The organism is Pseudomonas sp. CFBP13508, from assembly GCF_005233515.1.
In the GTDB taxonomy this organism is placed as follows: Bacteria; Pseudomonadota; Gammaproteobacteria; order Pseudomonadales; family Pseudomonadaceae; genus Aquipseudomonas; species Aquipseudomonas mercuritolerans.
On the sequence record NZ_QFZZ01000007.1, the window covers coordinates 266,582 to 290,849 of the forward strand.

Below are 24,268 nucleotides of genomic sequence, written 5' to 3' on the forward strand. Positions count from 1 at the left end.
TGAAATTCGCGCGACATGCTTACTTTTTCTTGCGTACGTACAGCACCAGGTTGTGATCAACCATTTCGAAGCCATGCTTCTCGACGATCGATTTCTGAAGTTTTTCGATTTCTTCGTCGAAGAATTCGATCACTTCACCCGATTCCACGTTGACCATATGGTCGTGGTGGCCACCGTCAGCCAGTTCGAAGACCGCGTGGCCGCCGTCGAAGTTGTGGCGGACCACGAGGCCGGCCGCTTCGAACTGAGTCAGTACACGGTAAACCGTGGCCAGACCGACGTCCTCACCAGCTTCCATCAACGCCTTGTAGACGTCCTCGGCACTCATGTGGCGCTGCTCGGTGGAGTCGAGCATTTGCAGGATCTTGACCCGTGGCAGGGTCACTTTGAGGCCGGCTTTGCGTAGTTCGCTATTTTCAACCATGGTCAGCTTTCTCGCGATGCTGCTTCGCAGCTTCTCTTAATGCGGGTATGATCGGCGTTTACGTTGTCCCAGCCAAGATAGTGGAAGTCGCCCACCGATGCAAAACACCAAGCTCTTGCTAACCAGTTTCACCTTTGTGGGACTGCTCGCACTCGCCGGTTGTTCATTCCCCGGGGTTTACAAAATCGACATCCAGCAGGGCAATGTCGTCACGCAGGACATGATAGACCAGTTACGCCCGGGAATGACCCGGCCGCAAGTACGGTTTATCATGGGCAACCCTCTGCTTGCCGACACGTTCCATGCCGATCGCTGGGATTATCTGTACAGCCTGCAACCGGGTGGCGGTGAACGCCAGCAGGAACGAATCAGCGTTATCTTCAATTCCAACGACCAGCTTGTCAGCCTGTCCGGTGACTTCATGCCCGGCGTGAGCCGTGACGAAGCCATTCTCGGCAAGGACAGCGGTACTACCGTGACCGCGCCTGCTGAAAACGCCGACAAGCCAGAAGCTGAAAAGCCAGCCAAACCAGGCTCCTTGCTGGATCAGATCCAGAAGGACGTCGATGGTGTGGAAACCGTACCGGTTCCGACACCAGAGCCGCTGGACACCTCGCCGCAGTAAATGGCGAGGCAATAAAAAACCCGGAGATTCCGGGTTTTTTATTGCCGGCCGTTTGGCCTGATCAAATATTCCGCGCTTTTGCCTCAGCAGCCTTGGCCGCACGCAAACGTCGAACTTCTTTGGGATCAGCCTGCAGCGGTCGATAAATTTCGATGCGATCGCCCGCCTGAACAGGGCGAGAATCCCCGTCAGCCACGACCTTGCCAAAAATCCCCAGCGGACACTCCGCCAGATTCAGCTCAGGAAACTCTGCCGCGATGCCCGATGCGTGCACCGCAGCCCGAACACTAACGCCCTCAGCAACGCTGATCGTACGCAGAACCTGGCGATCAACCGCCGCGTACACGACTTCTATCTCGATCACCGGCTTAACCATGCATCTGCTTGGCGCGCTGGCAGAAAGCATCCACCAGCTGATTGGCCGCCTGATTGAACAGCGGACCCAACGTAGCGCGCACCAACGGCCCGGCATAATCGAACGACAGATCCAGACTGATCTTGCAGGCCTTTTCGTTCAGCGCCTTGAATACCCAGATGCCGTGCAACTGAGTGAACGGGCCCTCCTCAAGATTCATCTCGATCGACTGCCCCGGAACCAGCGTATTGCGCGTGACGAAATGCTGACTGAGGCCGCCTTTGGCCACGCCGACACTGGCGCGCATGTGTTCCGGGGAGCTTTCCAGCACTTCAGCCTCCGAGCACCACGGCAGAAACTCCGGGTACCGCGCGACGTCGTTGACCAGGTCGTAGAGAAACTGCGCCGGGTACGGCAGGAGCGCGGATCGTTGGATATGTGTCGTCATGTAAGCGTTACTTCCAGAGCTGAGCGGCAAAGACTACAAGAATGCCGATAGGCGCCACGTAGCGCATCAAGAACAGGGACAAGGCAAACAGAACCGGGCTGCGGATGGACAATTCATCCCGCACCGCTTCACGCCCCATCACCCATCCCGCGAACAGCACGAAACACAAGCCACCGAGGGGCAACATGATCCGCGAGGTGAAGAAATCGATCACGCCGAAGAAGTCGAGACCGCTCTGCGCACCCCATAGATAGAGGCTGAACGCTCCGCCTTCGTTCACGAAAAACTTGGCTTCCTTCCAGATATTGAAAGAAAACACCGTGCCCAGACCAACGAACCAGCAGGTGAACGCAAGCCAGAACGTCACCCAGATGCGGCTGATTTTAGTGCGCTCTACCAGGTAAGCCACCATTGGTTCGAGCAGGGAAATTGCCGAACTCCAGGCAGCCACCGCGACCAGCACGAAGAACACAACGCCCATCAACTGACCGAAAAATACATTACCAAAAGCAAATGGCAGGCTGACGAACATCAGCCCCGGGCCTTCGCTTGGGTTCAGGCCAGCGGCGAACACAATCGGAAACAAAGCCAGACCGGCGACCAGCGATACAAAAGTATCCAGCAGCGCGACACCGACCACCGTGCCCGACAGCGAGGTGTTCTTCGGCATGTAGGCGCCGTAGATCATGATCGAACCAACGCCGACGCTCAGCGAGAAGAACGCGTGCCCCATCGCTGGCAGCAGACCGTCGAGGACTTTTTCCGGGTGGAAGTCGAACATGAAATGCACGCCTTCCATGAAATGCCCGGTGGTCATGCTGTAGCCCAGCAGCACCAGAATCATCACGAACAGCAGCGGCATCATGATTCGCAGGCTGCGTTCAAGCCCGGCGACCACGCCTTTGGCGATCACGAAGGCCGACAGCAGCATGAAAACCGTGTGCCAAAGTGTCAGACGCCATGGATTGGAGATGACATTGCCGAAATAGGCGCCGACCTGATCGGCCGTCGCGCCCTGGAAATCTCCACGGCCCATGTCGACGATGTAATCCAGCGACCAACCACCGACCACACTGTAGAAAGACAGAATCAGCAGGGCCGTGATCATCCCGGCAAACGCGCCCCACGACCATTTGGCCGAGTGCCCTGCTTCCAGCGCCAGCACCTTCAAGGCGTTCGCCGGACTTTGCCGGGCGCGCCGGCCGATCAGGGTTTCCGCGAGCATGACCGGGACACCGATGAGCGCGATGCATGCCAGAAACATCAGCACGAAGGCGCCGCCGCCGTAGACCCCGACCATGTAGGGGAACTTCCAGATACTACCCAGTCCCACGGCCGAACCGGTCGCGGCGAGTATGAATACCCAGCGGCTAGCCCAACTGCCGTGGACAGAAACCTTGTCTGTCGACATCGTTTATCACGCCCAAGCGTTAGAAAAAGAGGCCGCATTGTCCGGGATTCACTCAACCTGCTCAAGCACGCAGCAACACCGTAGCCGACAGCCGAACAACTCCATATAATGCCGCCCCTATGGCTAAACAGAAGAAACACCCAACAGGGACCATCGCGCAGAACAAAAAGGCGCGACACGATTACTTCATCGAGCACAAGTTCGAGGCTGGTCTGGTCCTGGCCGGCTGGGAAGTAAAAAGTCTGCGGGCGAGCAAGTTGCAGCTGGTCGACAGCTACGTCCTGCTCAAGGACGGCGAAGCGTGGTTGCTTGGCAGCCACATCACGCCGTTGATGACCGCAAGCACCCACGTCATCGCCGACCCGGTGCGCACACGCAAACTGCTGCTCAACCGCCGCGAGCTGGACAAGCTTGCCGCCGCCGTGCAGCAAAAGGGTTACGCCTGCGTCTGCCTTTCCTGGTACTGGAGCAAGCACATGGTCAAGTGCGAGATCGCTCTGGGCAAGGGCAAGAAGGAATACGACAAGCGTGACACCGAGCGCGAGCGCGATGCCGGTCGTGAATTGCAGCGTGCGGTGCGCAACAAGGGCAAGGAAGACTGATCTTCCTCCTTTAGCACCAATTCGCGAGCAGGCTCGCTCCCACCTTGGAATGCATTTCAAAGGTGGGAGCGAGCCTGCTCGCGAAAGCTATTTCAGCATCAACCCAACCACATCTGATCACATCCCCTTGCGCCGCTCCGCGCGAGCCATGCGCTGTACTTCCTGACGCACCTCTTCCAGCACCTCCTGCACATACAGGATATGTCGGCTGGACACTTCCCGCGCCTGCTCGGCGCGCCCTTCGATAATCGCCAGATACAATTCCCGATGCTGCGAGATCAGCATGTCGCGGGTTTCCGTGCGCTGCTTGTACATGCCGCCGATGTTGGTCACGACGTTGCGCTTGAGCAGATCGAACAGTCCGCGAATCGTATGCAGCAACACCGCGTTATGGCTGGCCTCGGCAATCGCCAGATGAAACTTGGCATCCGCCGCGCCCTCCTCCGCCCGGCTGACTTCTTCATGGCGCGAGTAGCAATCCTGCAGCTCTTCGAAGGCAGCGGTCAGGCGCTCGCGATCGACATCGGTGGCGCGCAATGCGGCGTAATAGGCGCACGATGCCTCCAGGGTATGCCGGAATTCGAGCAAATCACGTTGCGCTTCGGGATTGCTTTCAAGCAATTGCAACAGCGGATCGCTGAACGTCGAACCCAGGCCTTCCACCACATAATTGCCGCCGCCCTGGCGACTGACCAGCAAGCCTTTGGCCGCGAGTTTCTGAATCGCCTCGCGCAACGACGGGCGTGATACGCCAAATTGTTCGGCCAGCGTGCGCTCGGCCGGCAACCGCTCGCCCGACTTCAGCGTGCCCTCGAGGATCATCCCCTCGAGGCGCTCGACAATATCGTCAGACAAACGGCGCTGACGTATCTGATCAAAGCCCATAACTCATTTCTCCACGATCCCGACCGCTCGCCGGGGTGTCTATTCTGGCCTATCCGCGCGCCGCCGACACCTGCCAGACACCACTTCGCCAAAGCGAATCAGTTGCTCTCTGCACCGTATCTTCGACGAAAGTTTCAGAGCGGCAAATTGACACACCGACATCAAGGCTTTTACCCTAGCCGACAGCGCTTGTAAATTGGTCTTACCAATTATCCAAGATTGCTCACAGTGCCTGACCAACAACAATTAGGGGCCACCCCACCATGCAAACCTGGCAACAGCTCTACAGTCCGCTCGGCAGCCTTGGCGTCTCCGCTCTCGCGGCCGTCATTCCCATCTTGTTCTTCTTTCTCGCCCTGGCGGTGTTCCGCCTCAAAGGCCATGTGGCCGGCAGCATCACCCTCGCGCTTTCGATTGCCGTGGCGATTTTCGCCTTCCAGATGCCAGTGGACATGGCCTTCGCCGCCGCTGGTTACGGTTTCGCTTATGGCCTGTGGCCGATTGCCTGGATCATTGTCGCAGCGGTGTTCCTCTACAAACTGACGGTGAAAAGCGGTCAGTTCGAGGTCATCCGCAGCTCGGTCCTGTCGATCACCGATGACCAGCGCTTGCAGGTGTTGCTGATCGGTTTCTGCTTCGGCGCATTTCTGGAAGGCGCCGCCGGTTTCGGCGCGCCGGTCGCGATTACTGCCGCACTCCTTGTAGGACTGGGCTTCAACCCGCTGTACGCCGCCGGCTTGTGCCTGATTGCCAACACTGCGCCGGTAGCGTTCGGCGCGCTGGGGATTCCGATCATCGTTGCAGGCCAGGTTACTGGCATCGACGCTTTCAAGATAGGCGCCATGACCGGTCGCCAGCTGCCACTGCTGTCGCTGTTCGTGCCGTTCTGGCTGGTATTCATGATGGACGGCCTGCGCGGTGTGCGCGAAACCTGGCCGGCCGCGCTGGTGGCAGGCTTGAGTTTCGCCATCACCCAATACTTCACCTCCAACTTCATCGGCCCGGAACTGCCGGACATCACCTCGGCACTGGCCAGCCTGATTTCCCTGACCCTGTTCCTCAAGGTCTGGCAACCACGTCGCGCCGCCGGCCAGCACATCGTTGGCGCCGTGTCCGCTTCGGTGGTCAGCGCCAGCGTCGGCGGCTTCGGCCAGAAGCGCACCACCGTCGCTTCGCCCTACAGCCTCGGGGAAATTTTCAAGGCGTGGTCGCCGTTCCTGATCCTCACCGTGCTGGTGACGATCTGGACGCTGAAGCCTTTCAAAGCGATGTTCGCTGCCGGCGGCTCGATGTACGGCTGGGTGTTCAACTTCGCGATTCCGCACCTTGATCAACTGGTGATCAAGACTGCGCCGATCGTGGCCAACCCGACCGCGATTCCAGCGGTGTTCAAACTCGACCCGATTTCCGCCACCGGCACGGCGATTTTCTTCTCCGCGCTGATTTCGATGCTGGTACTGAAGATCAATTTCAAAACTGGTCTGACCACTTTGAAAGAGACCTTCTACGAACTGCGCTGGCCAATCCTGTCGATCGGCATGGTGCTGGCGTTCGCCTTCGTCACCAACTACTCCGGCATGTCCTCGACCATGGCCCTGGTGCTGGCGGGTACTGGCGCCGCGTTCCCGTTCTTCTCGCCGTTCCTCGGTTGGCTGGGCGTATTCCTCACCGGTTCGGATACGTCGTCGAACGCGCTGTTCAGTTCGTTGCAAGCGACCACCGCCCACCAGATCGGCGTCAACGACACTTTGCTGGTGGCGGCCAATACCAGCGGCGGCGTGACCGGCAAGATGATCTCGCCGCAATCGATCGCCGTGGCCTGCGCCGCGACCGGTCTGGTCGGCAAGGAATCGGATCTGTTCCGCTTCACCCTCAAGCACAGCCTATTCTTTGCAACCATCGTCGGTTTGATCACCTTGGCTCAGGCCTACTGGTTCACCGGCATGCTGGTGCACTAAACCTACAAGAAAGACGGAAATAACCGACGCCGGCCCGTGATCCGGCGTCAGCAATTCACCACCGGGTCTGTAAGGCTGCTGAAAGCAATGCGCTTTATATTCGGCAGCCGCAGCAGACGGATAACCGGGCCCACCCGGAGACACGCCTGATGAGCGAGCTTTTTTACAACGCCGTGCCGAACGCGACCCGCGTGGCACCGCCACTGCCCGAACCTCGGCAATACCCCAGCGAAAAACCGTCGCGGGTCTACCTGTTCGGCACGTGTGTGGTCGACCTGTTCTACCCCGAAGCCGGAATGGACGCGATCCATCTGCTGGAGCGCGAAGGGATCCGGGTCGAGTATCCGCAAGGGCAGAGCTGCTGCGGCCAACCGGCCTACACCTCGGGTTACACCGAGCAGGCGCGGACGGTAGCGCGCTCGCAACTGGCGTTGTTTGTCGGCGATTATCCGGTGGTGGTGCCGTCGGGTTCCTGCGCCGGCATGCTGCGCGAGCATTACGCCGACTTGTTCAAGGACGAGCCGGAAACGTTGAAACAGGTGCAGGCCCTTGCGGCGCGCACTTATGAACTGGCCGAGTTTCTACTGTTCGTCTGCAAGGTGCAGCTCAAGGACAGCGGCGAACCGGTGAAAGTCGCGCTGCACACCTCGTGTTCGGCACGCCGCGAAATGAACACCCACCTGCACGGCCGCGAGTTGTTGGCGCAGTTGAGCAATGTGGAGCGGGTTAATCACGACCACGAAAGCGAATGCTGTGGCTTCGGTGGGACATTCAGCGTCCGTATGCCAGACATTTCCGGCGCGATGGTGGCTGACAAGACCCGTGCGTTGAAAGAATCCGGCGCGCACAAGGTACTGAGTGCCGACTGCGGCTGTTTGATGAACATCAACGGCGCGCTGGAGAAACAGCAGGAAGCGTTACGCGGGCAACATCTGGCAAGCTTCCTCTGGCAGCGAACCGGAGGTGCGCAATGAGCACCTCGACGATTATTCCTACGGTCGCCGTAGAAGAAGACTTCCGAACCCGGGCACACAATGCCTTGGGTGATCAGCAGCTGCGGAACAACTTCCGCACTGCCATGGATTCACTGATGACCAAGCGGGCAGCCGCTTTCAGTGATCCCGAAGAAAGAGAAAATTTGCGCGCACTGGGCAATTCGATCAAGGCCCGCGCGCTGTCCAAGTTGCCCGACCTGCTCGAGCAACTGGAACAGAACCTGACCCGCAACGGTGTGACAGTGCACTGGGCGGAAACGGTGGACGAGGCCAATGGCATCGTCTTATCGATCATCCGCGCTCACGAGGCGCGGCAAGTGATCAAGGGCAAATCGATGGTCAGCGAAGAGATGGAGATGAACCATTTCCTCGAGGCTCGGGACATTGAATGTCTGGAGTCCGACATGGGGGAGTACATCGTCCAGCTCGACCACGAGAAGCCTTCACACATCATTATGCCGGCGATCCACAAGAATGCCGGTCAGGTCGCGTCCTTGTTCCACGACAAACTTGGCGTGGAATACACCAAGGACGTTGACCAACTCATTCAGATCGGTCGCAGGGTCCTGCGGCAGAAATTCTTCGAAGCCGACATCGGCGTCTCCGGCGTCAACTTCGCCGTCGCCGAAACCGGCACCCTGCTGCTGGTGGAAAACGAAGGCAACGGGCGCATGACCACCACCGTGCCGCCGGTGCATATCGCCGTTACCGGCATCGAAAAAGTCGTGGAGAACCTGCGCGACGTGGTGCCGCTGCTGTCACTGCTGACGCGCTCGGCGCTGGGCATTCCGATCACCACTTACGTCAACATGATCTCCGGCCCGCGCAAGGAACACGAACTCGATGGCCCGCAGGAAGTGCATCTGGTGCTGCTCGACAACGGTCGCAGCCAGGCTTTCGCCGACAGTGAATTGCGCCAGACCCTGAACTGCATCCGCTGCGGCGCCTGCATGAATCATTGCCCGGTATACACGCGAGTGGGCGGCCACACTTATGGCGAGGTTTATCCGGGGCCGATCGGCAAAATCATCACCCCGCATATGGTCGGCCTGGCCAAGGTCCCGGACCACCCGAGCGCGTCCTCACTGTGCGGCGCCTGCGGTGAAGTCTGCCCGGTGAAGATTCCGATCCCGGCGATCCTGCGCCGTCTGCGTGAGGAAAACGTCAAAGCTCCGGACGCGCCGAATCAGGTGATGCGCGGTCAGGGCAGCAAGTATTCGCGCAAGGAACGGTTCATCTGGAACGCCTGGGCCAGACTCAACAGCTCGCCGACGCTGTACCGCTTGTTCGCTTTTTTCGCCACGCGCCTGCGCGCCCTTACGCCGAGCAATGTCGGCCCATGGACGCAAAACCACAGCGCGCCAAAACCGGCCGCGCGTTCGTTGCATGACATGGCCCGCGAGCATCTGGGCAAACAGGGAGAGCGTCGATGAGCGCCAAGCAAAATATCCTCGGCAAGCTGCGGAAAAGTCTGACCGGCACCACGCCAATTGCCGACAACTTCGACGTCGATCTGGTCACTCAGCCCTACACCTACAGCGCCGAGCAACGCATCCCGCAACTGCGCAAACTGATGGAAGCGGTGCACACCGAAATCCACCTGACCTCGGGCGCCGAGTGGCCGGCATTACTGGCGCAACTGCTGCGCGACCGCCAATTGCCGAGCCTGCTGATCGCACCGACCACACCGCACGGGCAACGCATCGCACAGCACTGGGCGAACAATCCCGAGCTGCCAGAACTGAAGTCCTACGACCGGCCAATGGAAGCGTGGAAAGCCGAGCTGTTCAACGACACCCCGGCCAGCCTCACCGGCACCCTCGGTGCGATCGCCGCAACCGGCAGCCTGATCATCTGGCCTACCCGTGAGGAACCACGCTTGATGAGCCTGGTGCCGCCGGTGCATTTCGCCCTGCTCAAGGCCAGCGAAATCCGCGACAACTTCTATCAGGTGCAAGAGGAATTCGAATGGGCGCAAGGCATGCCGACCAACGCGCTGCTGGTCTCCGGCCCGTCGAAAACCGCCGATATTGAACAGGTCCTCGCCTACGGCGCGCATGGCCCGAAAGATCTGGTCGTGCTGATTCTGGAGGATCAATGAGTCTTCCTGCCGCTTTCTTGCGTGATGCCGAGCAACTGATTCCAGCAGACCGGCGCTTCGACGATCCGCTGTCGACCCTGGCCTTTGGCACCGACGCCAGTTTCTATCGACTGATCCCGAAACTGGTGATCCGCGTTGAGTCCGAAGATGAGGTAGTGGCGCTGCTGCAACTGGCTCAGCGCGACAACGTGCCGGTGACCTTCCGCGCCGCCGGCACCAGCCTGTCCGGGCAGGCGATCAGCGACTCCGTGCTGATCGTGCTTGGGGATAACTGGAACGCCCGCGAGATTCGCGGCCAGGGCACGCAAATCCGCCTGCAACCGGGAGTGATCGGCGCGCAGGCCAACGCCTGGCTGGCACCGTTCGGACGCAAGATCGGCCCGGACCCGGCGTCGATCAATGCTTGCAAGATCGGCGGCATCGTCGCCAACAACGCCAGCGGCATGTGCTGTGGCACCGCGCAGAATACCTATCACACCCTGGCCGGGATTCGCCTGGTGCTGGCCGATGGCACGCGCCTCGACACTGAAGACCCTGCCAGCGTCGCGGCATTTCGCTCCAGCCACGGCGAGTTGCTCGAACGCTTGGCGACATTGGGTCGCGAGACCCGCGCCAACGCCGAACTGGCCGCAAGAATCCGCCACAAATACCGTCTGAAAAATACCACCGGCCTGTCGCTCAACGCCTTGGTGGATTTCGACGAGCCTGTGGATATCCTGAGCCACCTGCTGGTCGGCTCCGAAGGCACGCTCGGCTTCATCAGCGCGGTGACTTACGACACCGTCATCGATCACCCGAACAAGGCCTCGGCGCTGATCGTGTTCCCCAATGTCGAAACCTGCTGCAACGCGGTGACCGTGCTGAAAAGCCAACCGGTGTCAGCGGTGGAGTTGCTCGACCGACGCAGTCTGCGCTCGGTGCAGGACAAAAAAGGCATGCCCGCTTTCGTACAGCTGCTGTCGGAAAATGCCTGCGCGCTGCTCATCGAATCCCGCGCCGCCACGTCGACATTGCTACAGGAGCAACTGGGGCAAATCATGGCGTCCCTGCGCGATTTCCCCGTAGAGAAGCAGGTCGACTTCACCGAAGATCCGGTGGAAAACGCCCGCCTCTGGGCCATCCGCAAAGACACCTTCCCCGCCGTCGGCGCCGTGCGCAAAACCGGCACCACGGTGATCATCGAAGACGTGACCTTCCCGGTCGAACAACTGGCCATCGGCGTCAATCGCCTGATCGAGCTGTTCGACAAACATGCCTACGACGAAGCGATCCTTTTCGGACACGCACTGGAAGGCAATCTGCACTTCGTCTTCACCCAAGGCTTCAACAGCCCGGAAGAAATCGCACGCTACCAAGCGTTCATGGACGACGTCGCGCAACTGGTCGCGGTGGAATTCGGCGGCTCGCTGAAAGCCGAACACGGCACCGGCCGCAACATGGCGCCGTTCGTGGAACTGGAATGGGGCAGCGACGCCTATCAACTTATGTGGCAGCTCAAACGCCTGCTCGACCCCAACGGCATTCTCAATCCGGACGTGGTGCTCAGCGAAGATCCGCAGATCCACCTCAAGCACCTGAAACCGCTGCCGGCCGCTGACGAGATTGTGGACAAGTGCATCGAGTGCGGTTTTTGCGAACCGGTCTGCCCATCGAAAGGCCTGACTTTGAGCCCGCGCCAGCGCATCGTGATCTGGCGCGATATCCAGGCGAAAAAGCGCGCCGGCGTCGACACCACAGAACTGGAAAAAGCCTACGAGTACCAAGGCATCGACACCTGCGCCGCGACCGGCCTGTGTGCGCAACGCTGCCCTGTAGGCATCAACACCGGCGAACTGGTGAAAAAGCTCCGTGGCCGACACGCCACGCATCAGAAAACCGCTGACTGGATCGAAGGAAATTTCGCCAAAACCCTGCAAGGCGCACGCTTCACCCTGCACGTCGCCAACGGCGCGCGAATGATGCTCGGCGCACCGCGTCTGGCAAAGTTGTCGGCGACGCTGACGCGCTTGTCCAAAGGCCAGGTGCCGCTGTGGACCAACGCCATGCCACAACCGGAAAAAGCCATTCGCTTCAGCCCGAGCGTGGCCGACGAGCGCCCGCGCGTGGTTTATCTGGCAGCTTGCGTCTCGCGGGTCATGGGCCCGGCGGCGGGCGACAAAGAACAGATGTCGCTATACGACAAAACCCGTGGCCTGCTGGAAAAGGCCGGTTACCAGGTCGTCTTTCCCGACAACCAGGACAATCTCTGCTGCGGCCAGCCGTTCGCCTCCAAAGGCTACGCCGAACAGGCCGAGCACAAGCGCCAGGAACTGATCAGCGCCCTGCTCCACGCCAGTCGCGGCGGCCTCGACCCGATCTATTGCGACACCAGCCCGTGTACGTTGCGACTGGTTCAGGACATCGGCGAAACGCGACTGGATCTGTACGATCCGGTGCGCTTCATCCGTACGCATCTGCTGGATCGCCTGGACTTCACACCCCAGCAAGCGCCGATTGCCGTGCACGTGACCTGCAGCACTCAGCACTTGGGCGAAAGCCAGGCGCTGATCGATCTGGCGCGCAAATGCAGCAACACCGTGGTAATTCCCGAAGGCATACATTGCTGCGGATTTGCCGGCGACAAAGGCTTCACCACGCCGGAGCTGAACAGCCATTCGCTGCGTACGCTCAAGGACGCCGTGCAGCACTGCAGCGAGGGCATTTCCACCAGCCGCACGTGCGAAATCGGCCTGACCCAACATGGCGGAATCGACTACCACGGGCTGGTTTATCTGGTGGATCGAGTGACCCGGGCGAAGGCTGTCTGAAAAAAAATAGAACTCTTGAGCGAGACGGCAATCCACAGAACAGGCCCTGACAAATCGGGGCTTTTCCTCCATTCGATGGCTCGCCCAGCGGTCAGCGAAGCCTGGATCCCTCAGTTCAAGGAGATACACATGAAGCGTTCTGTACTGTTAGGTCTGTTCGTTACTGCCTCGATGATGGCGTCCACTTCGTTCGCCGAAGACAAGCCTGCTGACCTGTGTGATGCCAATATTCAGACCATCAACAATGCCAAGGGGCAGCTGTCAGCGAATCCGGAACTGAGCCAGCGCGCTAACGCCAGTGTGAGCAAGGCCGAGGCGCTCAAGGCTCAAGGCAAAATCGACGATTGCATTGCGGAAACCTCGCAAACCATCGTCGAACTGCGCAAATCCACCGGCACCAACAACTGATCCATATTGACGGGCCAACCTGCGGGTTGGCCTCGTCGGCAGATTGACGTACACTGTGCACGCTTGTTGCCCGATCAGATTCACCGGGCAATGAGTTCGGGGCCGTTTAGGATTCGACGCCGGTTGCGAAACTCTAGGTGCATGCCGACTTGGTAACAGAAGTCGTAAATCCACTGTTGCAACTACTTATAGTTGCCAATGACGACCAATACGGTGTTGCTCTCGCTGCTTAATTGCAGCTGACAATGCTCCTGGTACCTTCGGGTCCAGCAATCATCAGGGGATGTCTGTAAACCCGAAATGATTGTCATATAGAACAGAATCGCCGTGCAGTACGTTGTGGACGAAGCGGCTAAAACTTACACAACTCGCCCAAAGCACCCTGCCCGTCGGGTCGCTGAGGGTTAACTTAATAGACACGGCTACGCATGTAGTACCGACAGCGGAGTACTGGCGGACGGGGGTTCAAATCCCCCCGGCTCCACCACTTCATCATCTAAAGACGTCCATGGACGTCTTTTTTTGTGCCTGAAATCCAGTAAATACAGGGGTTTCAGCGCTTATGGGGGCTTTACAGGGTTTCTGAGTTCCAGGCGCTTTGGTATCCCAGGTGGTATCCCGGACGGCCAAATGCTATTTTCAGGATACCAAAACGGTGCTGGAGGTAGCCCCCATGCCTACTAACGCAACCCGCCTCTCCGATCGCCAGCTCAAGGCAGTCAAGGCAACTGGTAAAGACTTCGTCCTCAGCGACGGCGACGGCCTGCAGCTTCGAGTACGCGCCAGCGGCTCGATGATGTGGAATTTCAATTATCGCGAGCCGTTGACCAGAAGCCGTCTTAATATGGCGCTCGGTCCATACCCCGACCTCTCATTAGCGAATGCTCGGAAGAAAGCAGTCGAGGCGCGAGAGCTACTTGCTCAAGGCATTGATCCCAAAGCCCAGCGCGATGAGCAAAGGCAAGCCAGGCTGGCTGAGACCGAACACACCTTCGAGAAGATAGCCACCGCCTGGTTCGAACTGAAGAAAGACTCAGTGACGCCAGCGTATGCCGAGGACATTTGGCGTTCACTCACGCTGCATGTTTTTCCGAGCATGAAATCGACGCCGCTTTCTGAAGTCAGTGCTCCTATGGTGATCAAGCTCCTTCGCCCGATTGAGGCCAAAGGCAGCCTCGAAACAGTGAAGAGGCTGAGCCAACGACTCAACGAGATCATGACTTACGGGGTGAACTCCGGACTGATTTTCGCTAACCCTCTCAGCGGCATTCGGGCGGTCTTCAAGAAGCCCAAGAAAGAGAACATGGCCGCGCTACGACCCGAAGAGCTACCCGAGCTCATGATCGAAATCGCGAACGCCAGCATCAAGCGAATCACCCGCTGCCTGATCGAATGGCAACTGCACACCATGACCCGTCCTGCCGAAGCGGCTACCACCCGATGGGTAGACATCGACTTTGACAAACGCATCTGGACCATCCCGCCGGAGCGTATGAAAAAGCGTCGTCCGCACACCATCCCGCTGACCGAACAGGTACTCGCGTTACTGGAGACGCTCAAGCCCCACAGCGGCCACAGGGAATACGTGTTCCCGGCAGATAGGAATCCGCGCACCCACGCCAACAGCCAGACCGCCAACATGGCGTTGAAACGCATGGGCTTCCAGGACCGCTTGGTCAGCCACGGCATGCGCTCCATGGCTAGCACCATCCTGAACGAGCATGGCTGGGATCCAGAGCTGATCGAAGTCGCGCTGGCGCATGTCGACAAGGACGAAGTCCGAAGCGCTTACAACCGAGCTGACTACATCGAACGCCGGCGTCCGATGATGGCTTGGTGGAGCGAGCACATCCAGAAAGCGGCCACTGGCAACCTGTCGGCATCTGCGATCAATCAAACCAGAGACCACAACGTCGTGCCTATACGGTGAGCGCTCACCGGATGCCGCCGGTAACCGAAAATGACTCCCCAGATGGAGAGATGGTTGATTTGGCGACAGCGGCGACACCGGCGACAACCCGCGTAATACCTAGTTTGCAGCATGGCGACAGAAGTGGCGACTGTCGCCGTTGCAAGCCTCCCTCTTGGGGCTTTCTCGGCCAAGCCCATGCGAGCGGGAAGGCTCCGCATTCCCACGCGCATGGGCTCACATTAAAAACCGACGAACGACCACCCGGCCATGGAAAGCCACCGGTCTCCAAGGTCTTCCAGCGCTACCGATTGGCGCAAAAGTCGCCCCCAAATACTGTTGACCGCTAGCAGAACGAGCGCTAAACCAAACTATACAAGCGCTGTCCTCGACAGCACCCAGGTAGCCAGAACCTTTGAGGCTACGCCACATTGTGGTGGTTCCCCCCCAAAGTGCGATTAGCGTCCGGCGGCTCGCACGGTCACAGCGATGTGATGGATGCCACTTCTTCCAGAATGCCCACTGCGGCAACTCATGCCCCCTCCTGGCTGCTCTGCAGCAACTTATCTGCGTGGCCATTTCTTGCGCCAACCTTTTGCCCGTCTCTTTACCCCCTAAAGAGACGGGCGCATCTCACACTGCTGCAGCCCCGCTCGCATGGGGCTTTGCGGCTTTCCCCCTCGTGACAATCGGCGTGACAAACACCGAAAAATCACCAACAACAGCGATGCCGATGATGGTGCCGCAGCCCAGGGAATGGACTGCACCTGACTGACAGTCAGGCATGCCCCAGTCATCGCATTACTGCCTTCACCCGACTCAGGATCTCGCGGCGATGGTGTCGTCAGCCAATGCAGCCTCCACCCGCCCACTTCTTCGGAAGTGTTCAGGAGGCCAGATCATGAGATGCCCAAGCTCCCGGCCGTAAGGAGCCGTCAGTCCCGCGTGAGTGGACAAACCTCACAGGTCGCAGGGGCCTTGATCCCTGATAACACTCAACAACCGTGGCGGGATGAGTGAGGACGAAGTCGATAATCTCAGGAGAAGTGCGATGCAACTGTGCGAAGCGTTCGAGCCACCACAACCATTGCTGGAATCTCAGCAGGCGCCACTGCCCTACCCGGTCGAAGCACTCGGAGAACTGTTGGGACCTGCGGTTGAACGACTGGCCGAGGTGATCGGCGTGCCCTGCGCCATGGCCGCACAATCGGTGCTGGCCAGTGCCGCTCTTGTGAGCCAGGGTCATGCGAATGTCCAACTCGATGGCCGAACCTATCCGCTATCCCTCTACCTACTGACGGTGGCGTCCTCGGGTGATCGCAAAAGCGCGGTGGATCACCTGGCACTGAAAGCGGCGCGCGACTGGGAACGACAGCAGTGGACCCTGTATGCAGAAAAGCTCAAAGCCTATCGCGCCGCTACCAGCATCATGGCCAAACCCAAAACCTCAAAAAAACACGCAGAGGCGGAAGTCAGCGAACTATCCGAGCCGGTACCGCCGAGACTGATCATTGCCGAGCCCACTATTGAGGCCCTGGTCAAAAGCCTGTGCCATGGCCTGCCCAGCATGGGCTTGTTCAATGATGAAGGTGGCCAGTTCTTGGGCAGCAGCACCATGAGCAAAGAAAATCTGCTCAAGGCGATCACCACCTTGTCGACACTGTGGGATGGCAGCCCGATCGACCGGGCGCGCTCCATGGTTGGGGAAAGCCTGCGTGCCTATGATCGCCGCCTCAGCCTGCATCTAATGCTGCAGCCTTACCTGGCCAACCAGCTGTTCAAAGACCCGGTGATCAAGGGCCAAGGCATCCTGGGCCGTTGCCTGATCAGTTGGCCCGAGCGCCTGGCCGGCCAGCGGCTCTACAAGGCAATCGACCTGAGCCGGGATACTAAAATCCAGCGCTACCAACAACGGATCACCGCCCTGCTGCAAAAGCCCTGGTCGCTTCACAAGGATGGATCACTCAATCCGACCACGCTGGAGCTGACTCCCCGCGCCCGTCGTACCTGGATTGATATTCACGACACCATCGAGTGCCAGTCTGGCGAGTTCGGCGAGCTGGCCGGCGTCCAGCCCGTCGCGGGTAAGGCCGCGGCGAATGTACTGCGTATCGCGGGCGTGCTCGCTCTGGTTGAAGAGGCCAGTGCGTTGGAGGAAGCACACATCCAGCGCGCCTCCACGTTGATGGATTACTACTTGGCCGAGATCCAGCGCTTGACCGAACAAGAGCCGGTCAATAGCCGATGTGAAGAGGCGGATCGGCTGCTGCGCTGGCTGGTGCAGAAAGGCTGGGCCCACTTCACCATCCGCGACGTCAATCGCAACGGTCCTCGTTTTGCCCGCAAGAGCGCTGACCATACCGCCTCGTTATTGGTCCTGCTGATCACTCATCGCTGGCTGAGCTGCCGCGACGGAAAAACTTTCGAGGTCCGCCATGTTTCGCCTCAATGACGCGGTGCGCCGCTACCAGGCGCAACATCAAGCGCCGCCCGAGTCGCAGCGTGTCGCCGCCTCTGTCGCCACCCTGTCGCCACGCGCCAGGCCAGGAACGACGCGGGTTGTCGCCACTGTCGCCGCTGTCGCCACACCACCTCTGGACCCTGCCAACATCGCCCTGCTGATCGAGCAACTGCGTGAGGAAGGGGCGCTGCTGCAACACCGGGAGAACGTCCTCCTGATCCGCCCGACACACTGGCAGCAGATGGACAGGCTCAGCCCCCACTGGAAAGCCTTGCTGCTCTTTCTGCAAACAAACGAAAACGGTGATGATGATGGCCTTGGTCGGTCGGCGTGAGGGTCGCAACTTTGGCTATGGCCGCCAGCTGAGCTACGCCGGTCCACAAGCACTCAAGGATCTGTTTGCCGGCGGCCACTTCGCCACGGTCAAAGCGCATAGCGATCGCTGGCAAGCGTTCGTGCGTTGGTGTCGGTCAGAGGAGGGTCCCGGTTACAACGATGCGCGCCAGATCGATCGACAGACGCTGCAGGACTACGCCGCATACCTGCGCCAGCAGATCCAGCAAGGTGAACTCTGCATCGCTACCGCGCAGAACCGCCTCAGCAGCGTCAACCGTACCCTCGCTGCGCTGCGCGGTAATCAGGACGTGAGGATCGCCAGCCCGAGTCAGGCGTTGGGACAGAAACGCTCGACCGTACGCCCCCGTGCACCGGATGGCCAAGACCGCCAACAGCTGCGGCGAGTGCTTAAGGTGCTTGGCGAACGGCAACACGAGCGGGTGGCGGTGATTGTCCTGTTGGCCCGAGAAACCGGCATGCGCCTGCGCGAAGCGATCCTGGCTGACCTGCCACGACTGCAACGCGAAGCCAAACACTTAGGCCGCATCAACATTCAGGACGGCACCAAAGGCGGCCGTTCAGGGGCATCAGCGCCGCGATGGGTTGTGGCTAATGAAGAGGTGAAGGCGGCGCTGCAGTTGGCTCGTCATGCGTCGCCGCCCCATAGTCGCAACCTGCTGGCCCGAGACGAAAGCTACGCCGCGTTCCTGCAACAGACCGTGCTCCCCGCCCGCGACACGCTACATGAACACGGGCTGAAGGGCTTTCATGAACTGAGAGCAGCCTACGCCTGCGAGCGTTACGAACAGCTCACTGGCCACGCCGCACCGGTCAATGGTGGCCACTGCTATCGCCTTGACCGTGACCTTGATCAACAGGCGCGGAAACAGATCAGCCTTGAACTCGGGCATAACCGGATCGATGTAGTTTCGGCCTACATTGGAGGTCGAGCGTGACCAAACCCTTCGATATGGCGCTGTTCCTGAGCGGCGTACTGAATGGCTCAAAGGTCACGCAGCAACGCCACCTACGCCAAGCCCGAGTCATGCAAGCGGCCATTCAACAACGATGGCAGCGAGACAATCCCTGGACCTGGCAGCTCAAGCACGTGCGCTGGTTTCTCACTCAGCACCTGGAGGACCACTCCGACGCCACCCGGTATTACTATCGACTCACCGCCCTATTGATCTGGAAACGATTAGGGAATGACCGAGAAATGCTGATCTAACTCGAGTCGTGGGTAGGCAGCCTTCCAGGCTAGCTTGTCCGCATTCATCTATCTCAGCGTGGCATCCTCTTGCTGAGCAAACTTTTCGGAGCACACCCCCACAACGGCAAAAAAGGCTGAGACTTACCATTCGAAATAACCGACCTAGCTCATTCGATTGAACGAAGAGTGGGTCGTTTGTCGCTGATTTGTTTGCTCTCACTGAAGATGTATCCAGAAGTGTCCGGACCGGAGGTGAACGTTAAAAAGCTCACGCTTGCGACAAGATGGAGAAAGGTGGGATGCTCCGCTCCCTTACGGCGCACACATAAATGTAGGGGATTTAGTTGATAGACCGAGCATGCTTTCGCAAACTGCTCTTGAAGCTTGCAGCAGATAGACCTGCCGATTTCGTTGGGCTTGGGGTTATCGCTTACTCGACAATAGAGGGCTTGCCTGTAGTCCCTCTTGGATCGGTACCAAATGCACAGCCTGACCTGCCGGTTTCTGGTGAGAATAATGTCATGCTCACTCTCGCCTCGTTGGCCACACGACGAAGCACTAGACACGATGGCTTCCACCTTATAGAAGCAAATAGTGGAAACCTCACTCACGTCGCGCAGTTCGTTTCGCCACCTTTAGACGCAGCGCTCGCCAATCCGCACGCTGACTGGCCGCATGGCGCTCGCCAAATGACCGCACTTTTAATCTCGACTCTACCTCAGGTTGAAATTGCGGCAGTGGTATCCGCCGATGGGGATGTACAACTCTATGAGAACGGTGCACAAACGATAAGTGGAATGCATAAGTGAACCATCTCAGTCTAACAACCGCAGAATTCGAACGCCTTCTAAAGGTTTTTGGCTACCTGCTTGGCCTGCTCTGCCTTGCATGCTTCCTAGTTCAATGGAAGTGCTTCCACACACCCGTTGCCTCTGCGGCCTGGAAAGCATTCAGTTCGGCACTTGGATTGGGAGTTCTATTATTTGGTGTATTTACGAAGGTCGCTTGGCGCTGGGAACGACTTGCAAAGTGGATGAGCCGCCCGATCGTTCACGGCATTTGGAAGGGGGAACTGCGGTCCGACTTCGGAGCAGTTGATGGCAACCGATTGATCATCCCCATTTTCTTTGTGATTCGCCAAACTTACCTAACTCTTTCTGTCCAATCCTTTACCGAGCACCAAGAAGGTGAGTCACGCCTCGAGGCTCTGTTGAAAAGCTCAAAAACAGATACAACTCGTCTTTGTTACGTTTTCGAGTTGCGCAAGCTATTCTCTGGCGCAAACTCTTTAACAAGCGGCGCTGGCGAACTAAAGCTGGCTGGCGATCAACTTACACTTAGAGGAACTTACTGGACAAACACACCGACACATGGCGAAATATATTTGGAACACGTCACCCGCAACTGTGAAGGCGTCGCATCGTTCCAAGACGTGCAAAAAAGGGTCCAGCAAACAGGACCTTAAAATCCGTCTAAATAAAAACCATGGCAACTACATATTTTTTAAAGCTTGCGCAGCCCTCTACCTGACATATTTAGAAACCACGAGTGATATTTTATTATGGTCGAAAGTTGGCTGCTTTTTTCCCGGCCGAGGGTGCAGTGGCACACATCAGGAGAAGCGCCGAAATCTTGGCTCGCTCTCTTGAACCAGGACAGCTATTGGATAAAACTTCCTTGGCACCGCAGTTAGTTCGAGGTTGAATTTGTCTGGGCAGCTTTATTTCACGGACTAGCTACCCCACCCTTTCCATAGCTGAGCAGCTGCCTCAAGAAACTCATTGCAATTAGCCTGAGACCAGCAAGTGTGAGCATTTTCCCGCAACAGATAGTACTGCTCATTTGCACAGACCAACTTACTTTTATCCGCCTCCTTTTGAATCCAGTTGAAGACGTTGACAAATGAGTCTGCGTAGCTACCTCCGAACTTTTCAGCGGGAACATTATAAAGCAACCCCTCAATGTAGTAGGACGGTGCAAGCCCGGCCTTGATAACTCCATCATTGACAAGTTTAGTACGCATATTTTTCCATATACGCACCATAGGCTTTAGCCAGCTGCTGGAGCCTTGATGCATTTTGGTAAGATTTGCGGAATGTTGTTTTGGATAATTCGCTATCCGTTCACCTGCAGAATTGAAGAAGCAAATGCCTTCTTCATACGACTGATCCTGGAATCCATTGAATTTGTAGTAGCGTCGAAACTGCATTGACGCAATTACGTCAGTTTTCCTCCTACTACTGCTGGCATCAATCATGATTGCCTTATCTCCGGCCTCCACATCTTTTCCATATGCAGCAGTCAATACCGAAAGCACATCCTTCTTGAAGGTCGTATACGTGTAAGTTGCATCGCTATGGGCGCTCTTCCATGCCTCCTTTTCCGCGTCAGATAACGCTTCAAGGTCACTGTAAAAGCAGTCCTTCATAAGGATGACTACGTCAACGTCGCTTTCAGCATAAATATTGGTGTCGTTGCCATACGACCCCTGCAGAAAAATTTGGTAGTTCCTGTCGGCATAGGGGGTGCTCTTCGCTTCGAGCACACTTTTAACTGCGTTATAGGTAGTGCTAGACCCTTGGATAGCCCCCTGATGGGACCAAGTTTCGAGCTGCGCCTCAGGTATAGCCATCTACATTCACTCCTATAGCAAAAAATCACGCAGTTGAGCCTCACGAGAGGCGAAAGACTCACTTCCCCGTTGCCGTAAAATGTTCAGCTTACCCAAATTGTGCTCCATGAGATCTGTTGCCATTTCCGGACGCTCGAACGTGTCGCTGATACGGATGGTTGGCACGTCCTTAAATAGAATTTCTCGTAACTGATCCATCGACTGAGTATTTATTTCCAGTGTCTTTTGGAGGAGCTGCACGCTAAGCAAGTATTTCTTGGCTAGCCACATTTTCAGACCAGGTTTCGGATCCGGATAGATTCCCACTCCAATGCTAACGACGCGCAAATCCTGATGCGGTCGCTCCATTGCAACAAGCGCATCGGCAATCGCATACAGAGTGGGGTTGTTGGCACAGTATCCGCCATCAACGAGTTCGACTTGGTCTCCCGTTGACGTGATCACAACCTTCCGATTGAAGAAAGGGTATGCGGAGCAAGAGGCTTGAACAGCATCAGCCATCTTTACTCCGAAACCGGGAATGAAAGAGCTCTTGCGTCCGTGCGCTTGAGCTATGTTGGCCTTGAAGATCATCGGCTTCTCGGTCAGCCAGCGGGTGGCAACCACGCCAATGCCCGTTTTCACCTCGTCAAAGGTACGGTCTCCAAATACGTCCTTGGCAAGTTTGGCAAGAGCATCGGTTTTCTCAGACGGTGACCGCTTAGACATGACGGTCGGTACATGCTTCTTGTAAAGCTCATGGATTTCCTCGACTCGATACCCCAAGGCGAGGAGCGAAGCAATGATAGCCCCAGTGCTTGTTCCAAAGATGAGATCGAAGCGCTCAGAGAGCGGGCAACCTATCATGGCTTCGATTTCTCTCAGTACACCGAGCGTGTAGAAGCCCTTGGCCCCGCCGCCATCCAGCGAGAGGATTCTGTAAGGTGACCCCGATTGGTTCTGGGGCCGCTCTTCCTTGCTAACACTTACATCGACCATGTATTGCTCCCTGCTTTTTTAGAAGTGTAACAGTAGGGAGGAACCGGCCCGATTTAAATAGCGGATTTTGACTGCCCGCTTCGGGTTCAGACTGTGTGAAAACGCATGCGCCGTTTTGAAGGCTGCGTGGCTACGCAAAATCTGTCGGCGATTGGTTAGTCAACCAGACTTGAAATTTACGTAGGAATGCGATTTCGTTCCGATTTCGACTGGAGCCGCCCGAAAACTCGCTCTATTAGCTTCGCGATGGCTTGATTAAATTGGCGGAAATCATCGCAGCCTCCGCGTAATCAGCCTCTGTTTTCCCAGCAACTATGAGTGGACGTACAAGACAGACTCACGAACATAGAAATCGTCAGAGCGGCACACGGCGATAGTAAAACAACCGAACTGGCCGGTATTCCAATTGGTATTCCACATAAAAATAAAATTTTATATTAATGTTATAGATCAATATGTTATCGAACGAATTCAAATTACCCCGGCCGACCAACTCTCAACTACAAAGCCCGCCCAGTGCGGGCTTTGTCGCATCAGGGGTTTGGCAATGTGCGCCATTCGCTCTCCATTGGCTCAAACCTGCCGTCGCTGTTCGTATTCGACGCTACAGGTTTTTGGAGGTGAACGGCCCAGCTTCGGCTCCTTCTCCAATTTGATAAAACCCACTTGGCTGTGAAGTAAATACACTTGCGGAAATAGCCAAACCACACCCATCCCCTTACCATTCCGCAGCTGGCTGGATGCCTCGCAGAGAAACCCGATCGGCACGTGAAACACTCAACCTGCACAAGGAAGGCAATAAAACATGAGCTTCATCGAAACAATCCAATCCAAGGAAGTCGATATCTACATATCGGCGTTCTTCACCATCCTCGGCCTGATTCTGGGAGCCATTCTGGATCGGGTACTGAAAGGCGATTCTCCACAATCCGCCAATCAGCCGGGCCATTCGGTAAACCTGACCTTCAACACTGTGGTCAATCCACCGCCGGGCGTGAACGCCGCCAGCACAAGCCAGGATATGACTCCAGTCATCTGCATGATGATGGTGATTGCCGGGCTGATTTATGTGTTTTTCCGGGCTGAGATACTCAACTTGCTTTCCTGGATCACGCTATTCACCATTTCCCTGTGGGCTGGCGGAACCTTGCATAGCCTTTACCGGGGCTTCTTCGCGGGCATTAAGTGGGTCGTTGCGCTGTTGTTTTGCTTGGCATTTTGCGTGGCCGCGACGTATGTCACCGACGAAGCTTTTATGCCCACCCTGGCGCCGCAAAACTTTCAGTACAGCCAGCAGATCATCAATGAGCAGGGCCTGACGGGAATAAAGAAATATTTCGTCCTGCTAGACATGCACTGGTTCCTGCTGCACCTGACAGGCGTAATGCTGTTTATCTATACCAGCATTCGGATGATGCTTTTTTCAACCTACTTCATCGTTGCGGGTGCTCATGCCAACAACAATGGCACTGGCGAACCATGGCTTTCCAGAAAAACCCGCAAGTACGCCAATCTGCGCAAAAACATCATCTTCATGCCTCTCCTGCTGGTTCTCGCGTATCTGCTTACCTCGGGTCTTGCTTTCGACTGGTTCATCCACACGATGCCAAATCAGGTCAATGCGTTGATGAATACGGTGCTGTATGGGCGCTGATATTTTCATCGTGCGTTGAAGATCGACTGTCGGGACATCGACCCGGTCGGCGGAAGCGAGATGAACTTT

Annotated in this window: 22 protein-coding genes and 1 other RNA gene; 16 read left to right on the forward strand and 7 right to left on the reverse strand. The window is 57.4% G+C overall.

Annotated elements, in window-relative coordinates; translation table 11 throughout:
* Positions 1-19: 19 nt before the first annotated feature.
* Complete coding sequence (fur, locus tag PspCFBP13508_RS20560) at positions 20-424, reverse strand: ferric iron uptake transcriptional regulator (protein ID WP_016771770.1); 405 nt, start codon at positions 422-424, stop codon at positions 20-22.
* Positions 425-521: 97 nt separating this feature from the next.
* Here fur and PspCFBP13508_RS20565 point away from each other — a divergent pair, with 97 nt between their 5' ends.
* Complete coding sequence (locus tag PspCFBP13508_RS20565) at positions 522-1,049, forward strand: outer membrane protein assembly factor BamE (RefSeq protein ID WP_016771771.1); 528 nt, start codon at positions 522-524, stop codon at positions 1,047-1,049.
* Between the two features lie 61 nt (positions 1,050-1,110).
* Here PspCFBP13508_RS20565 and PspCFBP13508_RS20570 read toward each other — a convergent pair whose 3' ends face one another.
* Genes PspCFBP13508_RS20570 through PspCFBP13508_RS20580 form a run of 3 tightly spaced genes read right to left on the reverse strand, consistent with a single transcriptional unit; the run spans position 1,111 to position 3,263 of the window.
* Positions 1,111-1,425 carry an RnfH family protein gene (locus tag PspCFBP13508_RS20570; protein WP_137215534.1) on the reverse strand — a complete coding sequence of 105 codons (315 nt, stop codon included), beginning with the start codon at positions 1,423-1,425 and terminating at the stop codon, positions 1,111-1,113.
* Complete coding sequence (locus PspCFBP13508_RS20575) at positions 1,418-1,852, reverse strand: type II toxin-antitoxin system RatA family toxin (protein WP_016771773.1); 435 nt, start codon at positions 1,850-1,852, stop codon at positions 1,418-1,420. Before PspCFBP13508_RS20575 ends, PspCFBP13508_RS20570 begins: the two co-directional genes overlap by 8 nt.
* Before the next feature lie 7 nt (positions 1,853-1,859).
* On the reverse strand, positions 1,860-3,263 hold the full coding sequence (locus PspCFBP13508_RS20580; protein WP_137215535.1) for a sodium-dependent transporter: 1,404 nt from the start codon (positions 3,261-3,263) through the stop codon (positions 1,860-1,862).
* A 119-nt stretch (positions 3,264-3,382) separates the two neighbouring features.
* On the opposite strand from PspCFBP13508_RS20580, the gene smpB reads away from it, so the two are divergent.
* On the forward strand, positions 3,383-3,865 hold the full coding sequence (smpB, locus tag PspCFBP13508_RS20585; RefSeq protein WP_007953781.1) for an SsrA-binding protein SmpB: 483 nt from the start codon (positions 3,383-3,385) through the stop codon (positions 3,863-3,865).
* A 117-nt stretch (positions 3,866-3,982) separates the two neighbouring features.
* On the opposite strand, the gene PspCFBP13508_RS20590 is transcribed toward smpB, so the two are convergent.
* Positions 3,983-4,750 carry an FCD domain-containing protein gene (locus tag PspCFBP13508_RS20590; RefSeq protein WP_016771775.1) on the reverse strand — a complete coding sequence of 256 codons (768 nt, stop codon included), beginning with the start codon at positions 4,748-4,750 and terminating at the stop codon, positions 3,983-3,985.
* 263 nt (positions 4,751-5,013) lie between these two features.
* Between PspCFBP13508_RS20590 and PspCFBP13508_RS20595 the strand changes: the two genes are divergently transcribed.
* From PspCFBP13508_RS20595 to PspCFBP13508_RS20660, 13 genes are all read left to right on the forward strand, one after another.
* Positions 5,014-6,708: a lactate permease LctP family transporter gene (locus tag PspCFBP13508_RS20595; protein ID WP_137215536.1), complete on the forward strand. Its 1,695-nt coding sequence runs from the start codon at positions 5,014-5,016 to the stop codon at positions 6,706-6,708.
* A 149-nt stretch (positions 6,709-6,857) separates the two neighbouring features.
* Positions 6,858-7,682 carry a (Fe-S)-binding protein gene (locus PspCFBP13508_RS20600; protein WP_137215537.1) on the forward strand — a complete coding sequence of 275 codons (825 nt, stop codon included), beginning with the start codon at positions 6,858-6,860 and terminating at the stop codon, positions 7,680-7,682.
* Positions 7,679-9,136 carry a LutB/LldF family L-lactate oxidation iron-sulfur protein gene (locus tag PspCFBP13508_RS20605; protein ID WP_137215538.1) on the forward strand — a complete coding sequence of 486 codons (1,458 nt, stop codon included), beginning with the start codon at positions 7,679-7,681 and terminating at the stop codon, positions 9,134-9,136. The genes PspCFBP13508_RS20600 and PspCFBP13508_RS20605 overlap by 4 nt, the downstream gene beginning before the upstream one ends.
* Positions 9,133-9,804 (forward strand): lactate utilization protein, encoded by a 672-nt coding sequence (locus PspCFBP13508_RS20610; protein ID WP_137215539.1) that lies wholly within the window; start codon positions 9,133-9,135, stop codon positions 9,802-9,804. Before PspCFBP13508_RS20605 ends, PspCFBP13508_RS20610 begins: the two co-directional genes overlap by 4 nt.
* Positions 9,801-12,611 carry an FAD-binding and (Fe-S)-binding domain-containing protein gene (locus PspCFBP13508_RS20615; RefSeq protein ID WP_137215540.1) on the forward strand — a complete coding sequence of 937 codons (2,811 nt, stop codon included), beginning with the start codon at positions 9,801-9,803 and terminating at the stop codon, positions 12,609-12,611. Before PspCFBP13508_RS20610 ends, PspCFBP13508_RS20615 begins: the two co-directional genes overlap by 4 nt.
* A 129-nt stretch (positions 12,612-12,740) precedes the next feature.
* Positions 12,741-13,019 carry a hypothetical protein gene (locus PspCFBP13508_RS20620; protein WP_137215541.1) on the forward strand — a complete coding sequence of 93 codons (279 nt, stop codon included), beginning with the start codon at positions 12,741-12,743 and terminating at the stop codon, positions 13,017-13,019.
* Positions 13,020-13,117: 98 nt separating this feature from the next.
* Positions 13,118-13,506, forward strand: a transfer-messenger RNA (tmRNA) gene (gene ssrA / locus PspCFBP13508_RS20625).
* Between the two features lie 186 nt (positions 13,507-13,692).
* Complete coding sequence (locus PspCFBP13508_RS20630) at positions 13,693-14,949, forward strand: integrase domain-containing protein (protein ID WP_124373639.1); 1,257 nt, start codon at positions 13,693-13,695, stop codon at positions 14,947-14,949.
* 1,030 nt (positions 14,950-15,979) lie between these two features.
* A complete protein-coding gene (locus tag PspCFBP13508_RS20640; RefSeq protein ID WP_137215542.1) occupies positions 15,980-17,380 on the forward strand; it encodes a YfjI family protein in 1,401 nt (466 codons plus the stop codon).
* Complete coding sequence (locus PspCFBP13508_RS20645; protein WP_124373637.1) at positions 17,364-17,723, forward strand: hypothetical protein; 360 nt, start codon at positions 17,364-17,366, stop codon at positions 17,721-17,723. Before PspCFBP13508_RS20640 ends, PspCFBP13508_RS20645 begins: the two co-directional genes overlap by 17 nt.
* Positions 17,701-18,681, forward strand: coding sequence for an integrase domain-containing protein (locus tag PspCFBP13508_RS20650; RefSeq protein ID WP_137215578.1), 981 nt, complete (start codon positions 17,701-17,703; stop codon positions 18,679-18,681). Before PspCFBP13508_RS20645 ends, PspCFBP13508_RS20650 begins: the two co-directional genes overlap by 23 nt.
* Positions 18,678-18,953: a hypothetical protein gene (locus PspCFBP13508_RS20655; RefSeq protein WP_137215543.1), complete on the forward strand. Its 276-nt coding sequence runs from the start codon at positions 18,678-18,680 to the stop codon at positions 18,951-18,953. The genes PspCFBP13508_RS20650 and PspCFBP13508_RS20655 overlap by 4 nt, the downstream gene beginning before the upstream one ends.
* Positions 18,954-19,740: 787 nt before the next feature.
* A complete protein-coding gene (locus PspCFBP13508_RS20660; protein WP_137215544.1) occupies positions 19,741-20,400 on the forward strand; it encodes a hypothetical protein in 660 nt (219 codons plus the stop codon).
* A gap of 267 nt (positions 20,401-20,667) precedes the next feature.
* On the opposite strand, the gene PspCFBP13508_RS20665 is transcribed toward PspCFBP13508_RS20660, so the two are convergent.
* Both PspCFBP13508_RS20665 and PspCFBP13508_RS20670 read right to left on the reverse strand, forming a co-directional pair.
* Positions 20,668-21,567 (reverse strand): nucleotidyltransferase, encoded by a 900-nt coding sequence (locus PspCFBP13508_RS20665; protein WP_137215545.1) that lies wholly within the window; start codon positions 21,565-21,567, stop codon positions 20,668-20,670.
* 12 nt (positions 21,568-21,579) lie between these two features.
* Complete coding sequence (locus PspCFBP13508_RS20670) at positions 21,580-22,545, reverse strand: patatin-like phospholipase family protein (RefSeq protein WP_137215546.1); 966 nt, start codon at positions 22,543-22,545, stop codon at positions 21,580-21,582.
* 805 nt (positions 22,546-23,350) lie between these two features.
* Between PspCFBP13508_RS20670 and PspCFBP13508_RS20675 the strand changes: the two genes are divergently transcribed.
* Positions 23,351-24,199: a hypothetical protein gene (locus PspCFBP13508_RS20675; protein ID WP_137215547.1), complete on the forward strand. Its 849-nt coding sequence runs from the start codon at positions 23,351-23,353 to the stop codon at positions 24,197-24,199.
* Positions 24,200-24,268 lie beyond the last annotated feature (69 nt).

Coding starts and splice junctions, on each gene's coding strand:
- PspCFBP13508_RS20610 (WP_137215539.1), top strand. CDS start 9,133: ATGAGCGCCAAGCAAAATATCCTCGGCAAGCTGCGGAAAAGTCTGACC.
- PspCFBP13508_RS20645 (WP_124373637.1), top strand. CDS start 17,364: ATGTTTCGCCTCAATGACGCGGTGCGCCGCTACCAGGCGCAACATCAA.
- PspCFBP13508_RS20665 (WP_137215545.1), bottom strand. CDS start 21,567: ATGGCTATACCTGAGGCGCAGCTCGAAACTTGGTCCCATCAGGGGGCT.
- PspCFBP13508_RS20600 (WP_137215537.1), top strand. CDS start 6,858: ATGAGCGAGCTTTTTTACAACGCCGTGCCGAACGCGACCCGCGTGGCA.
- PspCFBP13508_RS20620 (WP_137215541.1), top strand. CDS start 12,741: ATGAAGCGTTCTGTACTGTTAGGTCTGTTCGTTACTGCCTCGATGATG.
- PspCFBP13508_RS20615 (WP_137215540.1), top strand. CDS start 9,801: ATGAGTCTTCCTGCCGCTTTCTTGCGTGATGCCGAGCAACTGATTCCA.
- PspCFBP13508_RS20605 (WP_137215538.1), top strand. CDS start 7,679: ATGAGCACCTCGACGATTATTCCTACGGTCGCCGTAGAAGAAGACTTC.
- PspCFBP13508_RS20565 (WP_016771771.1), top strand. CDS start 522: ATGCAAAACACCAAGCTCTTGCTAACCAGTTTCACCTTTGTGGGACTG.
- PspCFBP13508_RS20630 (WP_124373639.1), top strand. CDS start 13,693: ATGCCTACTAACGCAACCCGCCTCTCCGATCGCCAGCTCAAGGCAGTC.
- PspCFBP13508_RS20670 (WP_137215546.1), bottom strand. CDS start 22,545: ATGGTCGATGTAAGTGTTAGCAAGGAAGAGCGGCCCCAGAACCAATCG.
- PspCFBP13508_RS20590 (WP_016771775.1), bottom strand. CDS start 4,750: ATGGGCTTTGATCAGATACGTCAGCGCCGTTTGTCTGACGATATTGTC.
- PspCFBP13508_RS20640 (WP_137215542.1), top strand. CDS start 15,980: ATGCAACTGTGCGAAGCGTTCGAGCCACCACAACCATTGCTGGAATCT.
- smpB (WP_007953781.1), top strand. CDS start 3,383: ATGGCTAAACAGAAGAAACACCCAACAGGGACCATCGCGCAGAACAAA.
- PspCFBP13508_RS20580 (WP_137215535.1), bottom strand. CDS start 3,263: ATGTCGACAGACAAGGTTTCTGTCCACGGCAGTTGGGCTAGCCGCTGG.
- PspCFBP13508_RS20675 (WP_137215547.1), top strand. CDS start 23,351: ATGAGCTTCATCGAAACAATCCAATCCAAGGAAGTCGATATCTACATA.
- PspCFBP13508_RS20650 (WP_137215578.1), top strand. CDS start 17,701: ATGGCCTTGGTCGGTCGGCGTGAGGGTCGCAACTTTGGCTATGGCCGC.
- fur (WP_016771770.1), bottom strand. CDS start 424: ATGGTTGAAAATAGCGAACTACGCAAAGCCGGCCTCAAAGTGACCCTG.
- PspCFBP13508_RS20595 (WP_137215536.1), top strand. CDS start 5,014: ATGCAAACCTGGCAACAGCTCTACAGTCCGCTCGGCAGCCTTGGCGTC.
- PspCFBP13508_RS20570 (WP_137215534.1), bottom strand. CDS start 1,425: ATGGTTAAGCCGGTGATCGAGATAGAAGTCGTGTACGCGGCGGTTGAT.
- PspCFBP13508_RS20575 (WP_016771773.1), bottom strand. CDS start 1,852: ATGACGACACATATCCAACGATCCGCGCTCCTGCCGTACCCGGCGCAG.